Here is a 22,723-nt window from a genome sequence, read left to right on the forward strand (position 1 = left end):
GTGCGCCGTCACGCACCCGGCCGGGCCGCCCCACCTCCCCGTGGTGAACACGGGACGGCCGCGCGTCCGGTTCACGGACGCGCGGCCTCCGCCGCTCCCCCGGACGGGTCAGCGCAGCAGCCCGGCGTCCATCCCGGCGGACTCGGCCGGCAGGGCCACCAGCCCCAGCTCGGTCGGCGAGGCCAGCCGGGGGTGCGCGGGCAGCACCCGGACGGTGTAGCCGAACGGGCCGGTCCGGCACAGCTCCAGCGAGCCCTCGTAGCGGGTGCGGCCGTCCAGGTCGGGCCCGCCGACCGGCTTGAGGGCGAGCAGGCAGGCGTCCGAGATCCGGTCCCGTTCGTCCACCCGGCCGGAGACCGCCTGCACCTCGACGTCCCCCGGCTCCAGCGTCCCGAGCGCGACCTGCACCCGCAGCGCCAGCGTGCTGCCCAGCTCCTGCGCCTCGGCCGGGCAGTCCGCCTCGACGTGCTCGACCCGGACGGCCGGCCACGCCTCATGGACCTTCGCCTTCCACTGCGCCAGCTCCCGCGAGCCGCGGTTGCGGTCCGCCGCCAGCTCCCGCTGGGCCCGCGCCGCCGGGGCGTACAGCCGTTCGACGTACTCCCGGACCATCCGTCCGGCCAGCACCTTGGGCCCGAGGGTGACCAGGGTGTGCCGGACCATGGCGATCCACTGCTGCGGCAGCCCGTCCGCGTCCCGGTCGTAGAACCGGGCCGCGACCTGGTGCTCGATCAGGTCGTAGAGCGCGGCCGCCTCGATGTCGTCGCGCCGCTCGGCCTCGCCGCTGTCCGGGTCGAGCACCCCGCCGTCCTCGTCGGCGGTGGGGATCGCCCAGCCGTTGCGGCCGTCGTACCACTCGTCCCACCAGCCGTCCAGGACGGACAGGTTGAGGCAGCCGTTGAGCGCGGCCTTCATCCCGGAGGTGCCGCAGGCCTCCAGCGGGCGCAGCGGGTTGTTCAGCCACACGTCGCAGCCCGGGTAGAGGCGCTGGGCCATCGCCATGTCGTAGTCCGGCAGGAAGACGATCCGGTGCCGCACCGCCGGGTCGTCGGCGAAGGCGACCATCTGCTGGATCAGCCGCTTGCCGCCGTCGTCGGCCGGGTGGGCCTTGCCGGCCACCACGATCTGCACCGGCCGGGTGGGGTGCAGCAGCAGGGCGCGCAGCCGCTCCGGGTCGCGCAGCATCAGGGTGAGCCGCTTGTACGAGGGCACCCGGCGGGCGAAGCCGATGGTGAGCACGTCGGGGTCGAGCACCGAGGAGACCCAGCCGAGCTCGGCCTCGCCGGCCCCGCGCCCGCGCCAGGAGGCGTGCAGCCGGCGGCGGGCCTCCTCCACCAGCTGGGCCCGCAGGGCGCGCCGCAGCTCCCAGACCTCGGTGTTGCCGATCCTCTCCAGCCCCGTCCAGCGCCCGGTGTCGCCGGTGGTCATCGCCTCCTCGGCGCGTTCGGCGCCGATCTCGGCGGCGCCGAGCCGGACCACCGCCGGGTCGATCCAGGTGGGGGCGTGCACGCCGTTGGTGACCGAGGTGATCGGCACCTCGGCGGGGTCGAAGCCGGGCCACAGGCCGTGGAACATCGAGCGGCTGACCTCGCCGTGCAGGGTGGAGACCCCGTTGGCGCGCTGGGCCAGCCGCAGGCCCATGGCGGCCATGTTGAACAGCTTCGGGTCCCCGTCGCGCCAGCTCTCGGCGCCGAGCGCGAGCACCTGCTCGACCGGGACGCCCGGCAGCGCGGCGTCCCCGCCGAAGTGGCGGGCGACCAGCTCCCGGTCGAACCGGTCGATGCCGGCCGGGACGGGCGTGTGGGTGGTGAAGAGGGTGCCCGCCCGGACGGCCTCCAGGGCGGCGGAGAAGTCGAGGCCGGCCGGGTCCTCGGCGACCAGTTCGCGGATGCGCTCCACGCCGAGGAAGCCGGCGTGGCCCTCGTTGGTGTGGAAGACGTCGGGGGCTGGGTGCCCGGTGAGCCGGCAGTAGGCGCGCACGGCCCGGACGCCGCCGATGCCGAGCAGCATCTCCTGGAGCAGCCGGTGCTCGCTGCCGCCGCCGTACAGCCGGTCGGTGACGTCCCGCTCGGCGGGCGAGTTGGCCTCGATGTCGGAGTCGAGCAGCAGCAGCGGGACCCGCCCGACCTGGGCCTTGCGGACGTGGGCGGCCAGGGTGCGGCCGCCGGGCAGGGCGAGGTCGACCCGGCAGGGGGTGCCGTCTGCCTCCCGGAGCAGGCTGACGGCCAGTTCGTCCGGATCGAGCAGCGGATAGCGCTCCTGTTGCCAGCCGTCCCGGCTGAGGGACTGGCGGAAGTAGCCGTGCCGGTAGAACAGGCCGACGCCGATGACCGGCACGCCGAGGTCGCTGGCGGCCTTGAGGTGGTCGCCGGCGAGGATGCCGAGCCCGCCGGAGTACTGGGGCAGCGCGGCGGCGATGCCGTACTCGGGCGAGAAGTAGGCGATCGCGGTGGGCAGCGGGGCCCGGTCGGCCTCGCCTCGGGTCTGGTACCAGCGCGGGCCGGTCAGGTACTCGCGCAGGTCGTCGGCGAGGTCGCCGAGTCTGCGCAGGAAGCGCCGGTCGGTGGCGAGTGCGGCGAGCCGGGCGGCCGGGACCTCCCCGAGCAGCCGCACCGGGTCCTCGCCGGTCGCGGCCCAGACCTCCGGGTCCACGGACCGGAACAGGTCCCTGGTCTCGGGGTGCCAGGACCAACGCAGGTTGAGGGCCAGCTCGTGCAACGGCTGGAGTTGTTCGGGCAGGACGGTGCGGACGGTGAATCTGCGGATTGCCTTCACGGCGTGAAGCGTAGCCGTGGCGATCGGTCCGGCAGTGCGTCAAGTGGGCTATTGGGCATCCGTTCGGGCTATTGATGAGATCGCATTCGGCGCATTGGTCTGCACGGGGGGCGCGCGAGGCGCACATTTCGGGGCCCCGCGCTACCAATACGTGAACTCTTCGGTACGGGTCCATTTCCGATGGCTCGTCCACCCGGGGGAAGGCTCGAAACTACTGTCGTACCGCTGCAAAAACCTCGTCACCGGTGCGAGGATGACCGAAGGTCGTTGATGCTGTGGGGAGTGCGACGACGGGTGGCGTCCCCCTCGAAGCAGCACGTCCGAATCCTTTTCGCGTTGACCGTTCCCGACCTTCTTAGCCCATTCGGCGCTCGCCGCGTACGGACGCGTGTCCTGGCGCCCGGTCCGCTCGTTCACGGGTGGGCCGGGTCGCCCGGGAGCGTGCCCCGCGGAGGGCGTGCGCCGGGACGCACGAGGGCTCCGGGGCTTCCCGCCGCCGGGTCGGCGGGCGCCGGGCAGGTTGCCGGGAACAGCGGCGCGGGCAGGCTTCCGGTCGCACGTCCTCCCCACCCAGCAGTCCTCCGGCGCTCCCCCGGCCCGACCCGGCCCGCGGGGAGCTGCCGCCGATCTCGGGCAGGAGTTTGGCATGCACGGCGACACGCGGGACCAGTCCACACCGGTGGCCGAAGGCTTCGACGCAGCGGTCGCGGAATCCGCCGGACGGATGGATTCTGACACTCGGACAGATCCGGCGATGCCGGCGCCGAGGACCTCCGGTGCGCCCCGTACCGGATCCTCCGAATCGCGGCCCTCCACGGCGGCCCCCCACCCCGGGGCCGAGGAGGACGGGACCGCGGCGGCCCCCCGCAGGCGCACCACCACCACGCGCCGCACCACCGCCCCGAAGGCCGGCGCCGCGAAGGCCACCGCCCCGAAGGCCGCCGCCGCGGGCACCGCCGCGTCGGCCCCGGCCGCCGGGGCGCCCGCCCGGAAGTCCCCCGCTCGCAAGCCCTCCGCCCGCAAGACGACAGAGAGCGACACCGTGATCGGCCGCATCCCCGTCCTGGACGTCAGCCCCCTCGTCGACGGCGGCCGCCGCCCCGCCAAGGCGGTGACCGGCGAGACCTTCCTGGTCACCGCGACCGTCTTCCGCGAGGGCCACGACGCCGTCAACGCCAACGTGGTGCTGCGCGACCCGCGCGGCCGCAGCGGCCCCTGGACGCCGATGCGCGAACTGGCCGAGGGCACCGACCGCTGGGGTGCCCACGTCACCCCGACCGCGCCCGGCCGCTGGTCGTACCTGGTGGAGGCGTGGAGCGACCCGGTCGCCACCTGGCGCAAGGCCGCCTCGGTCAAGCTGCCGGCCGGCATCGACACCGCGCTGGTGCTGGAGGAGGGCGCCCGGCTGCTGGAGCGGGCCGCCGCCGGGGTGCCCAAGAAGGAGGGCCGGGCCGACGTGCTGGCCGCCGCCGACGCGCTGCGCGACCAGGCCCTGCCGCCGCTGTCCCGGCTGGCCGCCGCGCTCGCCCCCGAGGTGCTCGACGTGCTGGCCCGCCACCCGCTGCGCGAACTGGTCAGCGCCTCCCGCCCGCTGCCGCTCCAGGTGGACCGCGAGCGCGCGCTGTTCGGCTCCTGGTACGAGTTCTTCCCCCGTTCGGAGGGCGCCGTGGTGGACCCGAACGGCGTCGAGCCGCCGCGCCCGGGCACCCTGCGCACCGCCGCCGAACGGCTGCCGGCCATCGCCGCGATGGACTTCGACGTGGTCTACCTGCCGCCGGTCCACCCGATCGGCCGAGCCTTCCGCAAGGGCCCGGACAACGCCCTGACGGCCGGTCCGCACGACGTCGGCTCGCCCTGGGCGATCGGCTCCCCCGAGGGCGGCCACGACGCCGTCCACCCGGACCTCGGCACCATCGAGGACTTCGACCACTTCGTCGCCGAGGCGCGGGCGCTGCACCTGGAAGTGGCGCTGGACTTCGCCCTCCAGTGCTCCCCGGACCACCCCTGGGTGAACAAGCACCCGGAATGGTTCAGCCATCGCGCCGACGGCAGCATCGCGTACGCCGAGAATCCGCCGAAGAAGTACCAGGACATCTATCCGGTCAACTTCGACCAGGACATGGATGGAATCGTCAAGGAAACAATCCGGATCCTCCGCTTCTGGATGTCGCACGGCGTTCGGATCTTCCGGGTCGACAACCCCCACACCAAGCCGGTGGTCTTCTGGGAGAGGGTGCTCTCCGACATCGCCCGCACCGACCCCGACGTGGTGTTCCTGGCCGAGGCCTTCACCCGCCCGGCGATGATGCACACCCTGGCGAAGATCGGTTTCCACCAGTCGTACACGTACTTCACCTGGCGCACCACCAAGGCGGAACTCACCGAGTACCTCACCGAACTCACCGGTGACGCCGCCGCCTACATGCGGCCCAACTTCTTCGCCAACACCCCGGACATCCTGCACGCGTACCTCCAGCACGGCGGCCGCGCCGCCTTCGCGGTCCGCGCGGTGCTCGCCGCCACCCTCTCCCCCAGCTACGGCGTCTACGCCGGCTACGAGCTGTGCGAGAACGAGCCGGCCCACCCGGGCTCCGAGGAGTACCTGCACTCGGAGAAGTACGAACTGCGCCCGCGCGACTGGAGCCGCACCGACACCCTGGCCCCGCTGCTGACGGTCCTGAACCGGCTGCGCCGCCGCCACCCCGCCCTCCAGCAGCTGCGCGACCTGCGCTTCCACCCCACCGACAACGACCAGGTGCTCGCCTACTCCAAGACCGCGACCACCCCCGAGGGCCTCACCGACCGGGTCATCACCGTGGTGAACCTCGACCCGCACCACGTCCAGGAGGCCACCGTCACGCTGGACGGCGACGGCCCGTACGCGGTGCACGACGAGCTCACCGGCGCCGTCTACACCTGGGGCCGGCACAACTACGTCCGGCTCGATCCCTCAGCCGAGCCGGCTCACCTCCTCACGGTTCGGAGGAACCCAGCGTGACAGTGAACGAGCCTGTCCCCGACACCTTCCCCGAGACCTCGAAGAAGAAGCTCGACCCCGAGTGGTTCAAGCGTGCGGTCTTCTACGAGGTGCTGGTGCGGTCCTTCCAGGACAGCAACGGCGACGGGGTCGGGGACCTCAAGGGGCTCACGGCCAAGCTCGACTACCTCCAGTGGCTCGGGATCGACTGCCTCTGGCTCCCGCCGTTCTTCGCCTCGCCGCTGCGCGACGGCGGGTACGACGTGTCCGACTACACCTCGGTGCTGCCGGAGTTCGGCGACCTCGCCGACTTCATGGAGTTCGTCGACGCCGCCCACGCCCGCGGCATGCGCATCATCATCGACTTCGTCATGAACCACACCAGCGACCAGCACCCGTGGTTCCAGGCCTCCCGGACCGACCCGGACGGGCCGTACGGCGACTTCTACATGTGGGCCGACGACGACAAGCAGTACCCGGACGCCCGGATCATCTTCGTCGACACCGAGACCTCCAACTGGACCTACGACCCGCTCCGCAAGCAGTACTACTGGCACCGCTTCTTCTCCCACCAGCCGGACCTCAACTACGACAACCCCCGGGTCCAGGACGAGATGATCGCCGGGCTGCGGTTCTGGCTGGACCTCGGCATCGACGGGTTCCGGCTGGACGCGGTGCCGTACCTGTTCGCCCGCGAGGGCACCAACTGCGAGAACCTCCCGGAGACCCACGAGTTCCTCAAGCGGGTCCGCAAGGAGATCGACGCCGACTACCCGGACACCGTGCTGCTCGCCGAGGCCAACCAGTGGCCGGAGGACGTCGTCGACTACTTCGGCGACTTCGCCTCGGGCGGCGACGAGTGCCACATGGCGTTCCACTTCCCGGTGATGCCCCGGATCTTCATGGCGGTGCGCCGGGAGTCCCGCTACCCGGTCTCGGAGATCCTCGCCAAGACCCCGCAGATCCCGGGCGGCTGCCAGTGGGGCATCTTCCTGCGCAACCACGACGAGCTGACCCTGGAGATGGTCACCGACGAGGAGCGCGACTACATGTACGCGGAGTACGCCAAGGACCCCCGGATGCGCGCCAACGTGGGCATCCGCCGCCGGCTCGCCCCGCTGCTGGAGAACGACCGCAACCAGATCGAGCTGTTCACCGCCCTGCTCCTCTCCCTGCCCGGCTCGCCGGTGCTGTACTACGGGGACGAGATCGGCATGGGCGACAACATCTGGCTCGGCGACCGGGACGGCGTGCGCACCCCGATGCAGTGGACCCCGGACCGCAACGCGGGTTTCTCCTCCGCCGACCCGGGCAGGCTCAGTCTGCCGCCCATCATGGACCCGGTGTACGGCTACCAGGTGACCAACGTCGAAGCGCAGCAGAGCAGTTCGAGTTCGCTGCTGCACTGGACGCGTCGCATGATCGAGATCCGCAAGCTCAATCCCGCGTTCGGCCTCGGCAGCTACGCCGAACTGCCGTCCAGCAACCCCGCCGTACTGGCCTTCGTGCGCGAGTACGAGGGGGACCTGGTCATGTGCGTGAACAACTTCTCGCGGTTCGCGCAGCCGACCGAGCTGGACCTGCGGCGGTACGGCGGGCGGTACCCGGTCGAGCTGATCGGCGGGGTGCGCTTCCCGTCGATCGGCGAATGGCCCTACCTGCTCACCCTGGCCGGGCACGGTTTCTACTGGTTCCAGCTCCGGCAGCCCCCGCGCCTGAGCGGGACGAGGCGGTCGAAGTAACGATCCGCCGCACGCCGCACACCAGCGCGAACGGCACCACCAGCCCCTCCGGGGGCGCGAGTTGAACCCCGCGCCCCCGCTGTTCTCCGCTCCACCGCGTACGGAGAACAGCCCAACGGCCACCCACACGAAGGCGTGACACCCGAGCCGTGCTCGCGTGCCGCGACCGCCGCGCCGCCGCAATCCGGAAGACTGACGGACCCGGCCACGACCCGTCGGGCAGTCCGCGTGCTTCCGGGGAAAGGGAGCCATGTCCGAAACCTCCCGTTCTCAAGCCCACCTGGACGCCACCGCCCCCGCCGGCCCCGCCACGCCGTCGGGCACCCGGGGCGCCGGGGCCCGGAGAACCGCCCTGGGGGTCAGCGAACTCGTCCAGGCCGCCCTGCCGCTGATCGCCACCTGGCTGCCCACCCAGCGCTGGTACGCCGGCAAGGGTCGCCCCATCACGGGCCTCACCCCGGTGGTCGGCACCCCGCTCCAGGTCGGCGACCCGGCCCTGCTGCACCTGCTGCTGCGGGTCGAGCACGCCACCACGGCCGGCGCCCCGCACGGCGACATCTACCAGCTGCTGCTCGGCATCCGCTCCGCCGGGCTCGGGGACATCGGGCCCGGCGCCCTGCTCGGCCGGCTCAGCCAGGGCCCGTACGACGGCGCGACCCTCTACGACGCGGTGCACGACCCGGAGCTCACCGGCCGGCTGCTGGAGCACCTGGCCACCGGCGACCGCTTCGGCGCGCTGTCCTTCCGCCGCACCCCCGGCTCCGGGCTGCCCACCAACCTCCCCGGCCGCGCCTCCACCGCCGAGCAGTCCAACAGCTCGGTCATCTACGGCACCTCGTACATCCTCAAGCTGTTCCGCCGCATCCACCCCGGCACCAACCCCGACCTGGAGCTCTCGCTCGCGCTCTCCCGGGCCGGCTCCACCCGCATCCCCCGGGTCGCCGCCTGGTTCGAGAGCCGGATGGAACGCGCCGAGCCCGCCACCCTCGGGCTGCTCCAGCGCTACCTGCCGGACGCCGAGGACGGCTGGGAGCTGGCCCTCGACCGGGTCGGACGGCTCAAGTGCGACCGCTCCCCCGGCAACTTCGCCATCGAGGCGCACAGGCTCGGCCGGGCCACCGCCGAGGTGCACCGGGTGCTGTCCCGCTCGATGCCGGTCGCCCGGCTCGACCGCGCCCAGACCGCCCGGCTGGCCGGCACGATGGCCGACCGGCTGGACAGCGCCGTCGCCGCCGTCCCCGGGCTGCTGCGCTTCCGGACGGCGCTGCGCTCCGCCTTCCAGCAGCTCGCCGACGCCCACCCGGACGGCCTGCCGGTCCAGCGCATCCACGGGGACCTGCACCTCGGGCAGGCGATGCGGACCCCGCACGGCTGGGTGCTGCTGGACTTCGAGGGCGAGCCCGCCAAGTCGGTCAACGAGCGCCGCGAGCCCCAGCCGGCCCTGCGCGACGTCGCCGCGATGCTGCGCTCCTTCGACTACGCGGCCGCCCACCTGCTGGCCGGCGGCCCGGCCGACCCGGAACTCGCCCACCTGGCCGCCGCCTGGGCCCAGCGCAACCGCACCGCCTTCTGCGCCGGCTACACCGCGGGCGGCGGCGCCGACCCGGCCGCCTCGCCGGAGCTGATGCGGGCGCTGGAGATCGACAAGGCGGTGTACGAGGTGGTGTACGAGGCCCGGCACCGGCCGAGCTGGCTGCCGATCCCGCTGGCCGCGATCAACCGGCTGGCCCTGTCCGTCTGACCCGCTTGCCGCACCGCCCGCAGGAGTTCGCCCACCCCCGCCGCAGGAGGACCCCGCCGTGACGCCGATCGACCCGACCGGCCGCCCCGCCCGCCCCGTACCGGCCACCTTCCTGGCCGCACCGCTCCCCGCCGAGGGGCCGGCGGTCGAGGGGGCGACCGCCGGAGGACGGACAACCGGAGAACGGACAGCCGGAGGACCGACGGCCCAAGGGCCGACGACCGAAGGGCCCGGCGGCCACCGGCCCGAGGCGCGCCCGGCGGCCGAGGAGGAGGGGAGCACCGGCACCGGCCCGCGGCCCCCGGCGGCCCGCCCGGTCGCGGCCGGGGACCACCCGGACCCCGAGCAGCCGGCCCTCGCCGGGGCGCTGCGCCTGCCCGAGGCACCGCTGCCGCCGGCCGAGGTCGACCGGCTGGTGAGCGGGCAGCACCACGACCCCCACGCCCTGCTCGGGGCGCACCCGGTGCACGGCGGCACCGCGATCCGGGTGCTGCGCCCGTTCGCCGAGCGGGTGGTCGTCGAGACCTCCCAGGGCCCGGCCGAACTCACCCACCAGCAGGGCGGGTTGTTCACCGGCCTGGTGGCCGGCGGCGATCCGCCGGACTACACCCTGCTGGTGACGTACCCCGGCGGCGGGCCGCTGCGCCAGTACGACGGCTACCGCACCCCGCCCACCCTCGGCGAACTCGACCTGCACCTGATCTCCGAGGGCCGGCACGAGCAGCTGTGGCGGGCGCTCGGCTCGCACGTGCGCACCGTCGACGGGGTGGCCGGCACCGCCTTCGCGGTCTGGGCGCCGAACGCCGTCGGGGTGCGGCTGATCGGCGACTTCAACCACTGGGACGGCACCGGGCACCCGATGCGCTCGCTCGGCTCCTCCGGGATCTGGGAGCTGTTCGTCCCGGGCCTGGCCGAGGGCACCACCTACAAGTACGAGGTCCACACCCGGCAGGGCTGGGTGCTGGACAAGGCCGACCCGCTGGCCCGGGCCGCCCAGTGCCCGCCCGGCACCGCCTCGGTGGTCACCAGCTCCGGACACGTGTGGCAGGACGGCGAGTGGATGGCCCGGCGGGCCCGCGCCGCGCACCACCGGGCGCCGATGTCGGTGTACGAGCTGCACCTGCCCTCCTGGCGGCCGGAATTGAGGAGCTACCGGGAGATCGCCGAGCAACTTCCCGGCTACCTCAAGGAGTTGAACTTCACCCACGTGGAGTTCATGCCGGTCATGGAGCACCCCTTCGGCGGCTCCTGGGGCTACCAGGTGTCCGGCTACTACGCCCCCACCGCGCGGCTCGGCTCGCCCGACGACTTCCGGTACCTCGTGGACACCCTGCACCGGCACGGCATCGGCGTGATCGTCGACTGGGTGCCCGCGCACTTCCCCAAGGACGACTTCGCGCTCGCCCGCTTCGACGGCGAGCCGCTCTACGAGCCGGCCGACCCGCTGCGCGCCGAGCACCCCGACTGGGGGACGCTGGAGTTCGACTACGGCCGCAAGGAGGTGCGCAACTTCCTGGTCGCCAACGCGGTGTACTGGTGCGAGGAGTTCCACATCGACGGCCTGCGGGTGGACGCCGTCGCCTCGATGCTCTACCTCGACTACTCCCGCGAGGGCGGCGCCTGGACGCCCAACCGGTTCGGCGGCCGGGAGAACCTGGACGCGGCCTCCTTCCTCCAGGAGATGAACGCCACCGTCTACCGGCGCTGCCCCGGCGTGGTGACCGTCGCCGAGGAGTCCACCGCCTGGGACGGGGTCACCCGGCCCACCGACGCCGGCGGCCTCGGCTTCGGGCTGAAGTGGAACATGGGCTGGATGCACGACTCGCTGGTCTACATGTCCAAGGAGCCGGTGCACCGCAAGTACCACCACAACGAGATCACCTTCTCGATGGTGTACGCCTACTCGGAGAACTACGTCCTGCCGATCTCCCACGACGAGGTGGTCCACGGCAAGCAGGCCCTCGTCTCCAAGATGCCCGGCGACTGGTGGCAGCAGCGCGCCAACCACCGCGCCTACCTCGGCTTCATGTGGTCCCACCCGGGCAAGCAGCTGCTCTTCATGGGACAGGAGTTCGCCCAGGGCGCGGAGTGGGACCACGAACAGGGCCCCCAGTGGTGGGTCCTCGACGAACAGTGGCCCGCCCACCGGGACCACCTCGGGGTGCGCCGGCTGGTCGCCGACCTCAACCGGCACTACCTCGACACCCCGGCACTGTGGGAGCTGGACACCGTCCCGGAGGGCTTCCGCTGGCTCGACGGCGGCGCCGCCGAGGACAACCTGCTCTCCTTCGTCCGGTACGCGGCCGACGGCTCGCCGCTCGTCGCGGTCTGCAACTTCTCCCCGGTCGTCCGGCACGGCCACCGGGTCGGCCTGCCCCGGCTGGCGGGCCGCGAGCAGCTGTGGGAGGAGGTGCTGAACACCGACGCCGAGGAGTACGGCGGCAGCGGCGTCGGCAACTCCCGCCCGGTCAAGGCCGAGCCCGTGCAGTGGGACGGCCAGCCCCGCTCCGCCGAGCTGGTCCTCCCCCCGCTCGCCACCATCTGGCTGCGTCCCGCCCGCTGAACCCCCGGCGCCCGCCCCACCGGGCGGGCGCCACGGCGGGACCTCCGGCCCTTGTCCCGGGCTGCGCCTTCTGCTCGCGGACGGTCGTTCGGGGTGCGAAGGTATGGTCGGATATGACCACCTTCCGAGACGACGGGACGGAGACACCCACGTGGCGCGCAGCGTGTACGTGACCGGCATCGAGCGGGGGGACGGCCGTCAGGCGGTCGAGCTCGGGGTCATGGAACTGCTCACCCGCCAGGTGGACCGGGTCGGGGTGTTCCGCCCGCTGGTCCACGCCGCCGCGCCCGGGCAGCCCGGCACGGACCACGTGATCGAGCTGCTGCGCGCCCGCTACCGGATCGACCTGCCGGGCACCGAGCTGTACGGCCTCACCTACGAGGACGCCGCCGCGCTCCAGGCCGCCCGGGGGCAGGACGAACTGGTCTCCACCCTGGTCGACCGCTTCCACGCGCTGGAGCGGCACTGCCAGGCCGTCCTGGTGCTCGGCACCGACTTCGCCGACACCGGCATCCCGGACGAGCTGGCCTTCAACGCCCGGCTGGCCAACGAGTTCGGCGCCGCCGTGCTGCCGGTGGTCGGCGGGCACGGCGAGGACACCGAGACGGTGGTCGCCGAGGTCCGCAACGCCCACCGGGCGTACACCGACCTCGGCTGCGAGACCCTGGCGATGATCGCCAACCGGGTCGCCCCGGGCATCAAGCAGCCGGTCCAGCGCGCCCTCGCCGGGAAGCTGCCGATCCCCGCCTACGTCATCCCGGAGGAGCCGGCGCTGGCCGCGCCCACCGTCGCGCAGCTGGTCGAGGCGACCGGCGCCGAGGTGCTGCTCGGGGACCCGGCCGGCCTCGCCCGGGACGTGCGCGGCTACGTCTTCGGCGGCGCCATGCTGCCCACCTTCCTGGACGCGCTGACCGAGGGCGCCCTGGTGGTCGCCCCCGGGGACCGCGCCGACCTGGTGATCGGCTCGCTGGCCGCGCACGCCGCCGGCGCCCCGCCGATCGCCGGCGTGCTGCTGACGCTCGGCCTGCACCCCGGCCCCAACGTGATGGCCCTGGCCTCCCGGCTCGCCCCCGGCACCCCGGTCGCGGTCGTCCCCGAGGGCAGCTGGCCGACCGCCGCTCACCTCACCCCCATCGAGGGCAAGCTCACCGCGGCCAGCCCCCGGAAGGCCGAGATCGCCCTCGGCCTGTTCGAACTGCACGTCGACACCGCCGAGTTGACCAACCTGATCGAGGTCGGCCGGTCCGAGCGGGTCACCCCGATGATGTTCGAGCACGAGCTGCTGGAACGCGCCCGGGGCGCCCGCCGGCACGTCGTGCTGCCCGAGGGCACCGAGGAGCGGGTGCTGCGCGCGGCCGAGATCCTGCTGCGCCGCAACATCTGCGACCTCACCCTGCTCGGCGACCCGGACGCGGTGCACCGCACGGCCGCGGCCCACGGCATCGAGCTGCCGCAGGAAGAGGCCGGCGCCGACCGCGCCCAGGTCCGGATCGTCGACCCGGCCACCAGCCCGCTGCGCCGCCAGTTCGCCGAGCTGTACGCCAAGCTGCGCGCCCACAAGGGGATGACCGTCGAACTGGCCCTGGACGTGGTCACCGACGTCTCGTACTTCGGCACCCTGATGGTCCAGGAGGGCATCGCGGACGGCATGGTCTCCGGCGCGGTGCACTCCACCGCCGCCACCATCCGCCCCGCCTTCGAGGTGATCAAGACCTCCCCGGGCGCCGCGATCGTCTCCTCGGTCTTCTTCATGTGCCTGGCCGACAAGGTGCTGGTGTACGGCGACTGCGCGGTCAACCCGGACCCGGACGCCCAGCAGCTGGCCGACATCGCCATCCAGTCGGCCGCCACCGCCGCCCAGTTCGGCGTCGAGCCGCGGGTCGCGATGCTCTCCTACTCGACCGGCACCTCCGGCTCCGGCGCGGACGTCGACAAGGTCCGCAAGGCCACCGAGATCGTCCGCGAGCTGCGGCCGGACATCCTGGTCGAGGGCCCGATCCAGTACGACGCGGCGGTGGACGCCCACGTCGCGGCCACCAAGCTGCCGGGCTCGCCGGTGGCCGGGCGGGCCACCGTGCTGATCTTCCCGGACCTCAACACCGGCAACAACACCTACAAGGCGGTCCAGCGCTCGGCCGGCGCGGTGGCGGTCGGCCCGGTGCTCCAGGGGCTGCGCAAGCCCGTCAACGACCTCTCGCGCGGGGCCCTGGTGCAGGACATCGTCAACACCGTCGCGATCACCGCCATCCAGTCGCAGGACCACAAGGGGACCGCAAGTGAGTGAGCGAACCATCGGCGGGTGCGTGTCCCGCGAATCCCGCGAAGCGACCGCCGAGGGCAGCGAGGTGGGCGCATGAGCGAGCGGAGCGAGCGAATCATCAACGGGTGCGCGTCTCGCGAAGCGACCGCCGAGGGCAGCGAGGTGGGAGCATGAGCGGCGGTACCCGCGTTCTGGTGCTGAACGCTGGCTCCTCGTCGGTGAAGTACCGGCTGATCGACATGCTGGACGGGGCCCGGCTGGCCTCCGGGCTGGTCGAGCGGATCGGCGAGGCCGGCGGGCGGCTGGTGCACACCCCGCGCACCGGCGGGCCGCGCGAGAGCGTCCAGGTCTTCCCGGACCACGCCGCCGCGCTCAAGGCCGTCTCCGACGAGCTGGCCGCCGACGGCCTCGGGCTGGACTCCCCCGAACTGGCCGCGATCGGCCACCGGGTGGTGCACGGCGGCCTGCGGTTCACCGAGCCGACCGTGATCACCGACGACGTGGTCAAGGAGATCCGCCGGCTGATCCCGGTCGCCCCGCTGCACAACCCGGCCAACATCACCGGCATCGAGGTGGCCCGCGCGCTGCGCCCCGACCTGCCCCAGGTGGCCGTCTTCGACACCGCGTTCCACGCCTCGATGCCCGAGTACTCGGCCCGCTACGCGATCGACAAGGACGTCGCCGACCGGCACCGGGTGCGCCGCTACGGCTTCCACGGCACCTCCCACCAGTACGTCTCGCGGGCCACCGCCCGGCTGCTCGGCAAGGACCCGGCCGAGGTCAACGTGATCGTGCTGCACCTGGGCAACGGCGCCTCCGCCTCGGCGGTCAGCGGCGGCCGCTGCGTCGACACCTCGATGGGCCTCACCCCGCTGGAGGGCCTGGTCATGGGCACCCGATCGGGTGACATCGACGCCGGTGTGGTGTTCCACCTGCACCGGGTCGGCGGGCTGTCCGTGGACGAGATCGACGACCTGCTCAACCGCCGCAGCGGCCTGCGCGGGCTGTGCGGCGAGAACGACATGCGCGAGATCATGCACCGCGCGGACACCGGGGACGAGGACGCGAAGCTGGCGTTCGAGGCGTACGTCCACCGGCTGCGCAAGTACATCGGCGGCTACTACGCGGTGCTCGGCCGGGTGGACGCGATCGCGTTCACCGCGGGCGTCGGGGAGAACGCCGCGCCGGTGCGCGCGGCGGCCACCGCGGGACTGGAGGAACTGGGCATCGCCGTGGACCCGGAGCTGAACTCGGTGCGATCCGGCGAGGCCCGGATCATCTCCCCCGAGTACGCCCGGGTGGCGGTCGCCGTGGTGCCCACCGACGAGGAGCTGGAGATCGCCCGACAGGCCTTCGCGCTGGTGCACCGGGAGCGCCGGGAGTCCGAGGACTGATACGGATCCGTCCCACTCCTCGGAACGTTTCGTCGGCGATTCCTCCCGGTACGTGCCGAATGCGCCTATAACACGAACGGATAGACTGATCCATATGCGCCGAGCGAAAATTGTCTGCACCCTGGGTCCGGCGACGGACTCCTACGAACAGCTGAAGGCCATCGTCGAGGCGGGCATGAACGTCGCCCGACTGAACATGAGCCACGGCAACCACGCGGACCACGAGGAGCGGTACCGCAAGGTCCGCCAGGTCTCGGAGGACACCGGCAAGGCCATCGGCGTCCTGGCCGACCTCCAGGGTCCCAAGATCCGTCTGGCGACCTTCGCCAACGGTCCGGTGACCGTCGACAACGGCGACGAGTTCACCATCACCACCGAGGACGTCCCCGGTGACCAGCACATCTGCGGCACCACCTACAAGGGCCTGCCCGGCGACGTGAAGCCCGGCGACCCGGTCCTGATCAACGACGGCGTCATCGCCCTGGAGGTCGTCAGCGTCGACGGCCCGCGGGTGAAGACCGTGGTCGTCGAGGGCGGCGTGCTCTCGAACAACAAGGGCATCAACCTGCCCGGCGCGGCCGTGAACGTGCCCGCCCTGTCCGAGAAGGACAAGGACGACCTGCGCTTCGCGCTGCGCCTGGGCGTCGACATGATCGCCCTGTCCTTCGTCCGCAACGCGGACGACATCAAGGACGTCCACGAGGTCATGGACGAGGTCGGCATCCGGGTGCCGGTCATCGCCAAGATCGAGAAGCCGCAGGCCGTCGAGGCCATGGAGGAGATCGTCCTCGCCTTCGACGCCATCATGGTCGCCCGCGGCGACCTGGCCGTGGAGTACCCGCTGGAGCGGGTCCCGCTGGTCCAGAAGCAGCTGATCACCCTGGCCCGCCGCAACGCCAAGCCGGTCATCGTCGCCACCCAGATGATGGAGTCGATGATCCACGCCTCGCGCCCGACCCGCGCCGAGGTCTCCGACGTCGCCAACGCCATCCTGGACGGCGCCGACGCGGTCATGCTGTCCGCCGAGTCGAGCGTCGGCAAGTACCCGGTCGAGACCGTCCGCACCATGAGCCGGATCTGCGAGCGGGCCGAGGAGGAGCTGGTCTCCCAGGGCCTCCAGCCGCTCAACCCGGGCCGCAAGCCGCGCACCCAGGGCGGCTCGGTCGCCCGTGCGGCGTGCGAGCTGGGCGACTTCCTGGACGGCAAGGCGCTGGTCGCCTTCACCAAGTCCGGTGACACCGCCCGCCGGCTGTCCCGCTACCGTTCGCCGATCCCGGTGATCGCCTTCACCCCGGACGCCGCCACCCGGAACCAGCTCTCGCTGAGCTGGGGTGTCGAGGCGTACGTGACCGAGCAGGTGGCCACCACCGACGCGATGGTCGCGCAGGTCGACCGGGAGCTGCTGCGGATGGGCCGGCTCGGCGAGGGCGAGACCGTCATCGTCACCGCCGGTGTCCCGGTCGGCATCCCCGGCACCACCAACATGGTGCAGGTGCACCACCTGGGCACCCGGAGCGAGTGAGCCTCCGTCAGGCCTGAACGCGCGTGGGGCGGTCCTCCCTGGGGAGGGCCGCCCCACGGGCGTCACCGGTCGCTGTACGGAGCGTCGTCGTTGAACAGGCGCATCCCCGGGATGTGCAGGGTGCCGCCGAACTGACCGGCCTGCTTGGCGGTGACGCCGGTCAGCTCCAGGTCCAGCGGGATCGGCACGGAGCCGATCAGGTCGTACAGCCAGCGCGGCAGGGTGTCCGGGGTGAGGGTGATCTCGCCCAGGTCGATCGGGATCGGCAGGCCGAGCACCTTGGAGAGGTGGCCGGACAGCCGCTCCACGTACATGGTGACCGGGCCGTTGCGCATGGTCGAGGTGGAGCCCGGACGGCCCTGGACGTGGAAGGTCACGCCGTTGCCCTCCAGGGTGGACATGTCGAGGTTGTCGATGTCCACGCTGTCGACCACGAACTTCAGCACGCGCTTGCTGCCGGTCGGGGTCTTCACGTCGTAGACGCCGTGGAAGGCCGCGCCGTGCAGGGCGAGCCGGCTGGTCCTCAGCGTCCAGTTCTGCTCCGGGACGACATGCCCGGGGGCGGCCGCGCCGGCGGTCAGGCCGCGGGCGTCCACGTCGCAGTTGGGGTTCTCGGTGGGCGTGGCGGTCGGGGAGGCGCCGGCGCTCGGCGACGCGTCCGCGCTCGGGGACGCGTCGGCGGAGGGCGACGCCCCGGTGGACGGCGTGGGCCCGGTGCTCGGCCTGCCGCTCGCGGTGGCGGCGGGCGAGGGCTCGTCGGCGGCGGGCCGGCCGGCGGTCGGCGCGGCCTGCGGGCCCGGCTGCGCCGGGGTGCCGGTGTGCGGGGCCGGGGTGGCCGGGCCGCCGGACGCGGCGGGGGTGGCGGTCGGCGCGCCGGTCGCCGGGCTCGCGTTCGCGCTCGGGCTCGACGAGCCCTTCGGGTCGAACAGCTTGCCCAGACCGCCGACGAGGTCGTCGATCAGCCCGGTCTTGGTCACGGTGCCGGTGCCGCTGCCGACGGCCCCGGGCCGGTCGGGCGTGCCGGTGGCCGAGGGCTTGACCGGCGAAGTGGGCTGCTGGGCGGGCGCGGTGGCCGGCACCTGGGTCGGCACCGAGCCCGGATCGGTCGAGGGTCCGGTCGGAGGGGCGGCCGGGGGCGCGGTGGCCGTGGCCGGATCCGGCGTGCCGGACGGGCCCGGCGGCGGCTCGGGCAGCTCGCCCTTGGGCACCGGCGTCTCCAGCGGCGCCACGTCCGGCACGGCGGCCGGCGCGGTGCCGCAGGGCTTGCCCGCCGCGGACTCGGCGACCGCCGGGTGGGGTGTGTAGGCCGCGGCCATCAGCAACGCGGTCGGCACCGCCGCCATGGCCAGGGCCCGGCCCCTCAACCGGGCCCGTACGGGCGTGCGCGGGGCCGCGTGCCGGCCGGAGCGCTGCGCGGGAACGGTCGTACCGTCGGCTTGCTCGGCCGGCTCGGTCACCGTGCCTCCTCCTGGTCCACGGCGCCGGCCTGCTGCGGCACGGCCTGGGCGGGCAGCTTGGTGGTGGGCGCCTCGACGGCGGGCTCGGGCGCGGGCTCGGGGGCGGACGCGGCCTTGGCGGGCGCGGCCTCGGCGGCCTCGGCGGCGACGCTCTGCGCCAGGGCGTTCCCGGCCGCCGCGTCCTCGGCATCGCCGCCCTTGCCCCGGCGTCGGCGTCGGCCCTCGGCCGCCGCCCGCGCCGCGGGCTCCGGCAACGGCGCCCAGGAGACCATCAGCGCCCCGCCGATCACGCCCGGCAGGATCGCCAGCCCGAAGCCCCCCAGGTTGGAGACCGGGATCGAGACCAGCGTCAGCAGGATGGAGGCGATGCCGGCGAAGACCCGCACCGTCGGCTGGAACCACGCGGTCAGCCCGAGCACGATCAGCAGCACGCCGATGATCAGCGCCCCCGCGCCCCCGGTGGTGGCCATGGCCACCGTCATGCCGCCCAACGAGAGCTTGGCGTACGGGAAGTACATGATCGGGAAGGCGGCGATCAGGGCCAGCAGACCGCCGTAGAACGGCCGCGTCCGGCGGAAGGTGCGGAACGCCCGGCGCACCCACTGGGCGGGGTTCTCGTGCTCGGCGGGCCGGTACGGGGCAAGGGCGCTGGACACGGTGCAGCTCCTCGATGGTGGGAACGAGGGATGGACGAGACGCGGGATCCGGGGGCGGCGTGCGCGCCGCCCCCGGTCCCGCGGGTGCCGTCAGGTGGGGGGCCGGGCCCGGCCCTCCCACCGTCAACGGCCTAGTAGCACTCGCCGCTACCGTCGGTGTGCAGCGCGAGCTTCAGACCGGGGAGCTTGAAGGTGCCGGCCGAGGTGGCCCAGGCGGTCTGCTGCACGTTGTACAGGTCGGCCCGGTCGGCGGCCTGGGCGAAGCCGGTCGCGCCGGACGGCAGGCCGCCGAGCTTGGACTTCCAGCCCTGGGTGGCCTCGCCCTTGAGGGTCGAGGCGTCCTGGCCGATGTTGATGTTGCCGAACTCGGCGTCCGCGCTCAGCTGGTCGAGGTCGATCAGCAGGTTCTTGGCGTAGACCTGCTTCTTGACGTCGTCGCTGTTGCCCGCCTCCAGGCGCAGGATGACCTTGGGCAGCTTCCACGGCAGGCCGGGGATGACGTTGGGGTCGGTCACCACGGACTGGCAGAGGCCCTTGATGGTGGCCTCGTCGAAGGCCGAGACCGCGACCGGGTGCGGAGTGCCGTTCGTCTCCGCGTCGATCGAGCCGAACTGGGCGAAGTTCTTGCCGTGCAGCTCCGGCGTGGTGACCTTGAAGCTCTGGCCGGACACGCTGAACGAAGCCGCCAGCGCGTTGTTCGCGATCGAGACGCCCACCGCGGCGGTGGCCGCGATGCTCGGCACCATCACCAGTGCGAAGCGCTTCCAGCGGGTCTTGCCGTAGGTCTGGGACATGCGAGTCCTCCTTCTAGGACGTACATCTCCGGCTCGCCGACGGTGCGTCCAGCACCGGTGGGGGCCTGGGATGGGAGAGAGCTACGTCCTCGGTAGCGGAGAGCGCCTTGGGCGTCGTCGGACCCGGGCACGGCCCGCGTGCGGCGGGCCTCCCGGCCGAGCACCGGCCGACCTTGTGGGGCGGCGGGCAGGACCGACGACATCGGCGATCACCCCCGAGCGACAACCAGCGACCGCGCAGGGCCGCGCGGCCGGTCGAAGGACAGGAACCGCCGTGGGACCGCGGATACCCCCCTGCCCTCCCTCCCGCCGGCCGGGGCCGACGGATCACCCGGTGGGGATCCCGCGCTCCGCGAAGCCGACCGGGGGTCGGCGGGTGGCGGAGTCTGGGACCGGGCGTGGCCGATCGTGCTTGAATCCCGGGCGAAGCACAAGGGGTTCCTTACTGACGGGTAATCCAACGCCAGGTGGAGTTGATCATGGAATCGACCCGATTTGCACCGTGCGTGACGCCCTGGAGGAGACGTGAAGGCGAAATCCGCTGGAAATACCGACGAAACACCCGTGGGCGGTCACGCAATGTGACCGCCCACGGGTGAAATCAAGATTTGGTAAACCTCTGACCCGTCGATCGGATTGTCGCCAAATCACCTGACGACACCGCAGGTCAACGGACGTGCCAGGCGATGCGCCCGACGCCGCCTCAGAACAGCACGCGCGCCAGCGCCGTACGGGCCGCGACGACCCGGGGGTCCTCCGGGCCGATCACCTCGAACAGCTCCAGCAGGCGCACCCGGGCGGCGTTCCGGTCCTCGCCGGCCGTCCGCGCGACGGTGTCCACCAGGCGCCCGAAGGCGTCCTCGACATGACCGCCGACCAGGTCGAGGTCGGCCGCCTGGAGCTGGACCCCGATGTCCTTCGGGGAGGCCGCGGCCGCCGCCCGGACGGCCTGGAGGTCCAGGCCCTCGACCCGCTTCAGCAGCTCGGCCTGCGCCAGGCCCAGCTTGGCCTCGGTGTTGCCCGGCTGCTCGGCGAGCACGTTCTCGTAGGCCCGGATGGCACCGCCCAGGTCGCCGGCGTCCAGCGCGTCGTGCGCGGCGGCCAGCGCCGGGTCCTCGGGGCGTGCCGGAGCGGCGGCCGCGGACTCGCCCGGGGCACCCGCGACGCCGCCGACCACGCCGAAGCGCTGCTCGGCGACCAGGATCAGCTGGTCCAGGATCTTGCGGACGTTGGCGGCGCTCTCCGCCCCCTGGAACAGCGGCACCAGCTGGCCGGCCACCACGGCCATCACGGCGGGGATGCCCTGGATGCCGAACTGCTGGGAGAGCAGCGGGTTGGCGTCCACGTCGAGCTTGGCGAGCACGAAGCGGCCGGCGTACTCCTCGGCCAGGCTCTCCAGGACCGGGCTGAGCTGCTTGCAGGGCCCGCACCACTCGGCCCAGAAGTCGATGACGACCGGCACCTCGGTGGAGCGCTGGACGACCTCGGCCTCGAAGGTGTCCTCGGTGACGTCGATGACGAGCTGGTGGCCGGGCCGGACGGCGGCAGACCCGTCCGAGTCGGCGGCGGCCGCCTGACGGGCCCGCTCGGCCCGGGCCTGCTCGGCCTTCTGGGCGGCTTCGCCGGCCGCCTTCACTGCGGCGAGGTCGACCGCACCGCGCAGGGCGGCACTGTTGAGACGCGAATTCCGTGGCTGCATGGCACCATCCTCCCCCGTCCGCGCTGCTCGCGGGCACCAACCTCCGGAAAGTCGCCCCGCGCGGGCCGCGCGGTGCCGGTTCCCGGGCGCGGCGCCCCTCCCCCGGTAGCCTGGACGGTCCGGCGCGGATCCCCACCCGCGCCCGCGCCGCTCCCGTCCCACGGGACGCGGCGCCTGGTTGTCACTGCTTTCGCTACGAGTCGTAGCGTAACTGGAGCCGGGGCCCCGCCCGCAAGCCCCACCGGCGGTTCGGCGACGTGACCTGCCCCACTTTCCCGGGGCGCCCGGCTGCCCGAACGGGCGAACAGTCGCTACCGTTACCAGCCCCACCCAAGTTACTTACCAGTAAACCGCAAGGAGGCCCGGTGCCGGCCGCCCAGCCCCCAGGGACCCCGGAGAGCCCGGACCGGACGTGGACGTGCCCGGAGCAGGCCGGTCCGCCCCCGGAGCCCGCGGGCGCCGCCCGGGCCAAGGGCCGCCCGCGCAGCGCCGCCGCCGACCGCGCGATCCTCGACGCCACCCGCGAGACCCTGGCCGAACTCGGCTGGGGCGGGCTGACCATGGGCCACGTGGCGAGCCGCGCCAAGGTCGCCAAGACCACCCTCTACCGCCGCTGGCCCTCCAAGAACGAACTGGTGGTGGACGCCGTCGCCAGCCTCTTCGACGAGCTGGTGATGCCCGACCTCGGCAGCCTGCGGTCCGACATCGAGGCCGTGGTCGCCCAGTTCGCCGACCTGCTGGCCCGCCCGGAGACCCAGGCGGCGCTGCTCGCGCTGTTCGCCGAGGGCACCCGCGACCGGCAGCTGCGGCGCCGGATCCGCGAGTCCATCGTGGACCCGCAGAAGCGGCTGGTCCGCCAGGGCCGGGCGGCCGCCCAGGCGCGCGGCGAGCTGGACGCGGACACCGACGACGCGGCGGCCCGCGAGGAGGTCGACATCATCTTCGACACCATCGCGGGCACCGTCGAGCACCGCGTGCTGGTCAGCGGCGAGCCGATCACCCCCGAGTGGACCCGCCGCTTCACCGACCTGCTGCTCGGGCCGCTCACCACCTCCTAATGCTGTTGTCAAGCCGCTGATGTGACTGGGAGGTCGCCTTGGTAGCACCGTCCGTCACGGATCAGAGCCCACAGGACGTTCACCC

At 73.0% G+C, this 22,723-nt stretch carries 13 protein-coding genes; 8 read left to right on the forward strand and 5 right to left on the reverse strand.

Annotation, left to right across the window (positions count from 1 at the left end):
• Window positions 1–108: 108 nt before the first annotated feature.
• Entirely contained in the window at window positions 109–2,775 is a 2,667-nt protein-coding gene (gene glgP / locus ACZ55U_RS22635) for an alpha-glucan family phosphorylase (protein ID WP_465528273.1), read from the reverse strand.
• 1,042 nt (window positions 2,776–3,817) lie between these two features.
• On the opposite strand from glgP, the gene ACZ55U_RS22640 reads away from it, so the two are divergent.
• The 7 genes from ACZ55U_RS22640 (at window position 3,818) to pyk (ending at window position 16,974) form a co-directional block, all read left to right on the forward strand.
• Window positions 3,818–5,773: an alpha-1,4-glucan--maltose-1-phosphate maltosyltransferase gene (locus ACZ55U_RS22640; RefSeq protein WP_465528299.1), complete on the forward strand. Its 1,956-nt coding sequence runs from the start codon at window positions 3,818–3,820 to the stop codon at window positions 5,771–5,773.
• Window positions 5,770–7,494 carry a maltose alpha-D-glucosyltransferase gene (treS, locus tag ACZ55U_RS22645; protein ID WP_465528275.1) on the forward strand — a complete coding sequence of 575 codons (1,725 nt, stop codon included), beginning with the start codon at window positions 5,770–5,772 and terminating at the stop codon, window positions 7,492–7,494. The genes ACZ55U_RS22640 and treS overlap by 4 nt, the downstream gene beginning before the upstream one ends.
• Before the next feature lie 250 nt (window positions 7,495–7,744).
• On the forward strand, window positions 7,745–9,235 hold the full coding sequence (locus tag ACZ55U_RS22650) for a maltokinase N-terminal cap-like domain-containing protein (RefSeq protein ID WP_465528277.1): 1,491 nt from the start codon (window positions 7,745–7,747) through the stop codon (window positions 9,233–9,235).
• Between the two features lie 58 nt (window positions 9,236–9,293).
• Entirely contained in the window at window positions 9,294–11,798 is a 2,505-nt protein-coding gene (glgB, locus tag ACZ55U_RS22655; RefSeq protein WP_465528279.1) for a 1,4-alpha-glucan branching enzyme, read from the forward strand.
• A gap of 151 nt (window positions 11,799–11,949) precedes the next feature.
• Window positions 11,950–14,082 (forward strand): phosphate acetyltransferase, encoded by a 2,133-nt coding sequence (pta, locus tag ACZ55U_RS22660; RefSeq protein WP_465528281.1) that lies wholly within the window; start codon window positions 11,950–11,952, stop codon window positions 14,080–14,082.
• Window positions 14,083–14,228: 146 nt separating this feature from the next.
• A complete protein-coding gene (locus ACZ55U_RS22665) occupies window positions 14,229–15,452 on the forward strand; it encodes an acetate kinase (RefSeq protein ID WP_465528283.1) in 1,224 nt (407 codons plus the stop codon).
• A 94-nt stretch (window positions 15,453–15,546) separates the two neighbouring features.
• Window positions 15,547–16,974, forward strand: coding sequence for a pyruvate kinase (gene pyk, locus ACZ55U_RS22670; RefSeq protein WP_465528285.1), 1,428 nt, complete (start codon window positions 15,547–15,549; stop codon window positions 16,972–16,974).
• 62 nt (window positions 16,975–17,036) lie between these two features.
• Here the strand turns inward: pyk and ACZ55U_RS22675 are convergent, their stop codons facing one another.
• From ACZ55U_RS22675 to ACZ55U_RS22690, 4 genes are all read right to left on the reverse strand, one after another.
• Window positions 17,037–18,431 carry a DNA polymerase III subunit gamma/tau domain-containing protein gene (locus ACZ55U_RS22675; RefSeq protein ID WP_465528287.1) on the reverse strand — a complete coding sequence of 465 codons (1,395 nt, stop codon included), beginning with the start codon at window positions 18,429–18,431 and terminating at the stop codon, window positions 17,037–17,039.
• Window positions 18,428–19,087 (reverse strand): DUF6114 domain-containing protein, encoded by a 660-nt coding sequence (locus ACZ55U_RS22680; RefSeq protein WP_465528289.1) that lies wholly within the window; start codon window positions 19,085–19,087, stop codon window positions 18,428–18,430. Before ACZ55U_RS22680 ends, ACZ55U_RS22675 begins: the two co-directional genes overlap by 4 nt.
• A 131-nt stretch (window positions 19,088–19,218) precedes the next feature.
• Window positions 19,219–19,881, reverse strand: coding sequence for a DUF6230 family protein (locus ACZ55U_RS22685; protein WP_465528291.1), 663 nt, complete (start codon window positions 19,879–19,881; stop codon window positions 19,219–19,221).
• A gap of 703 nt (window positions 19,882–20,584) precedes the next feature.
• A complete protein-coding gene (locus ACZ55U_RS22690; protein WP_465528293.1) occupies window positions 20,585–21,580 on the reverse strand; it encodes a tetratricopeptide repeat protein in 996 nt (331 codons plus the stop codon).
• A 365-nt stretch (window positions 21,581–21,945) separates the two neighbouring features.
• Between ACZ55U_RS22690 and ACZ55U_RS22695 the strand changes: the two genes are divergently transcribed.
• Window positions 21,946–22,638 (forward strand): TetR/AcrR family transcriptional regulator, encoded by a 693-nt coding sequence (locus ACZ55U_RS22695; protein WP_465528295.1) that lies wholly within the window; start codon window positions 21,946–21,948, stop codon window positions 22,636–22,638.
• The last annotated feature ends 85 nt before the right edge of the window (window positions 22,639–22,723 follow it).

Source organism: Kitasatospora sp. NPDC034533 (genome assembly GCF_055575155.1).

Bases quoted from the DNA above. Each gene is read 5' to 3' on its own strand.
- ACZ55U_RS22685 (WP_465528291.1), bottom strand. From the start codon at position 19,881: ATGTCCCAGACCTACGGCAAGACCCGCTGGAAGCGCTTCGCACTGGTG.
- pyk (WP_465528285.1), top strand. From the start codon at position 15,547: ATGCGCCGAGCGAAAATTGTCTGCACCCTGGGTCCGGCGACGGACTCC.
- ACZ55U_RS22665 (WP_465528283.1), top strand. From the start codon at position 14,229: ATGAGCGGCGGTACCCGCGTTCTGGTGCTGAACGCTGGCTCCTCGTCG.
- ACZ55U_RS22650 (WP_465528277.1), top strand. From the start codon at position 7,745: ATGTCCGAAACCTCCCGTTCTCAAGCCCACCTGGACGCCACCGCCCCC.
- ACZ55U_RS22690 (WP_465528293.1), bottom strand. From the start codon at position 21,580: ATGCAGCCACGGAATTCGCGTCTCAACAGTGCCGCCCTGCGCGGTGCG.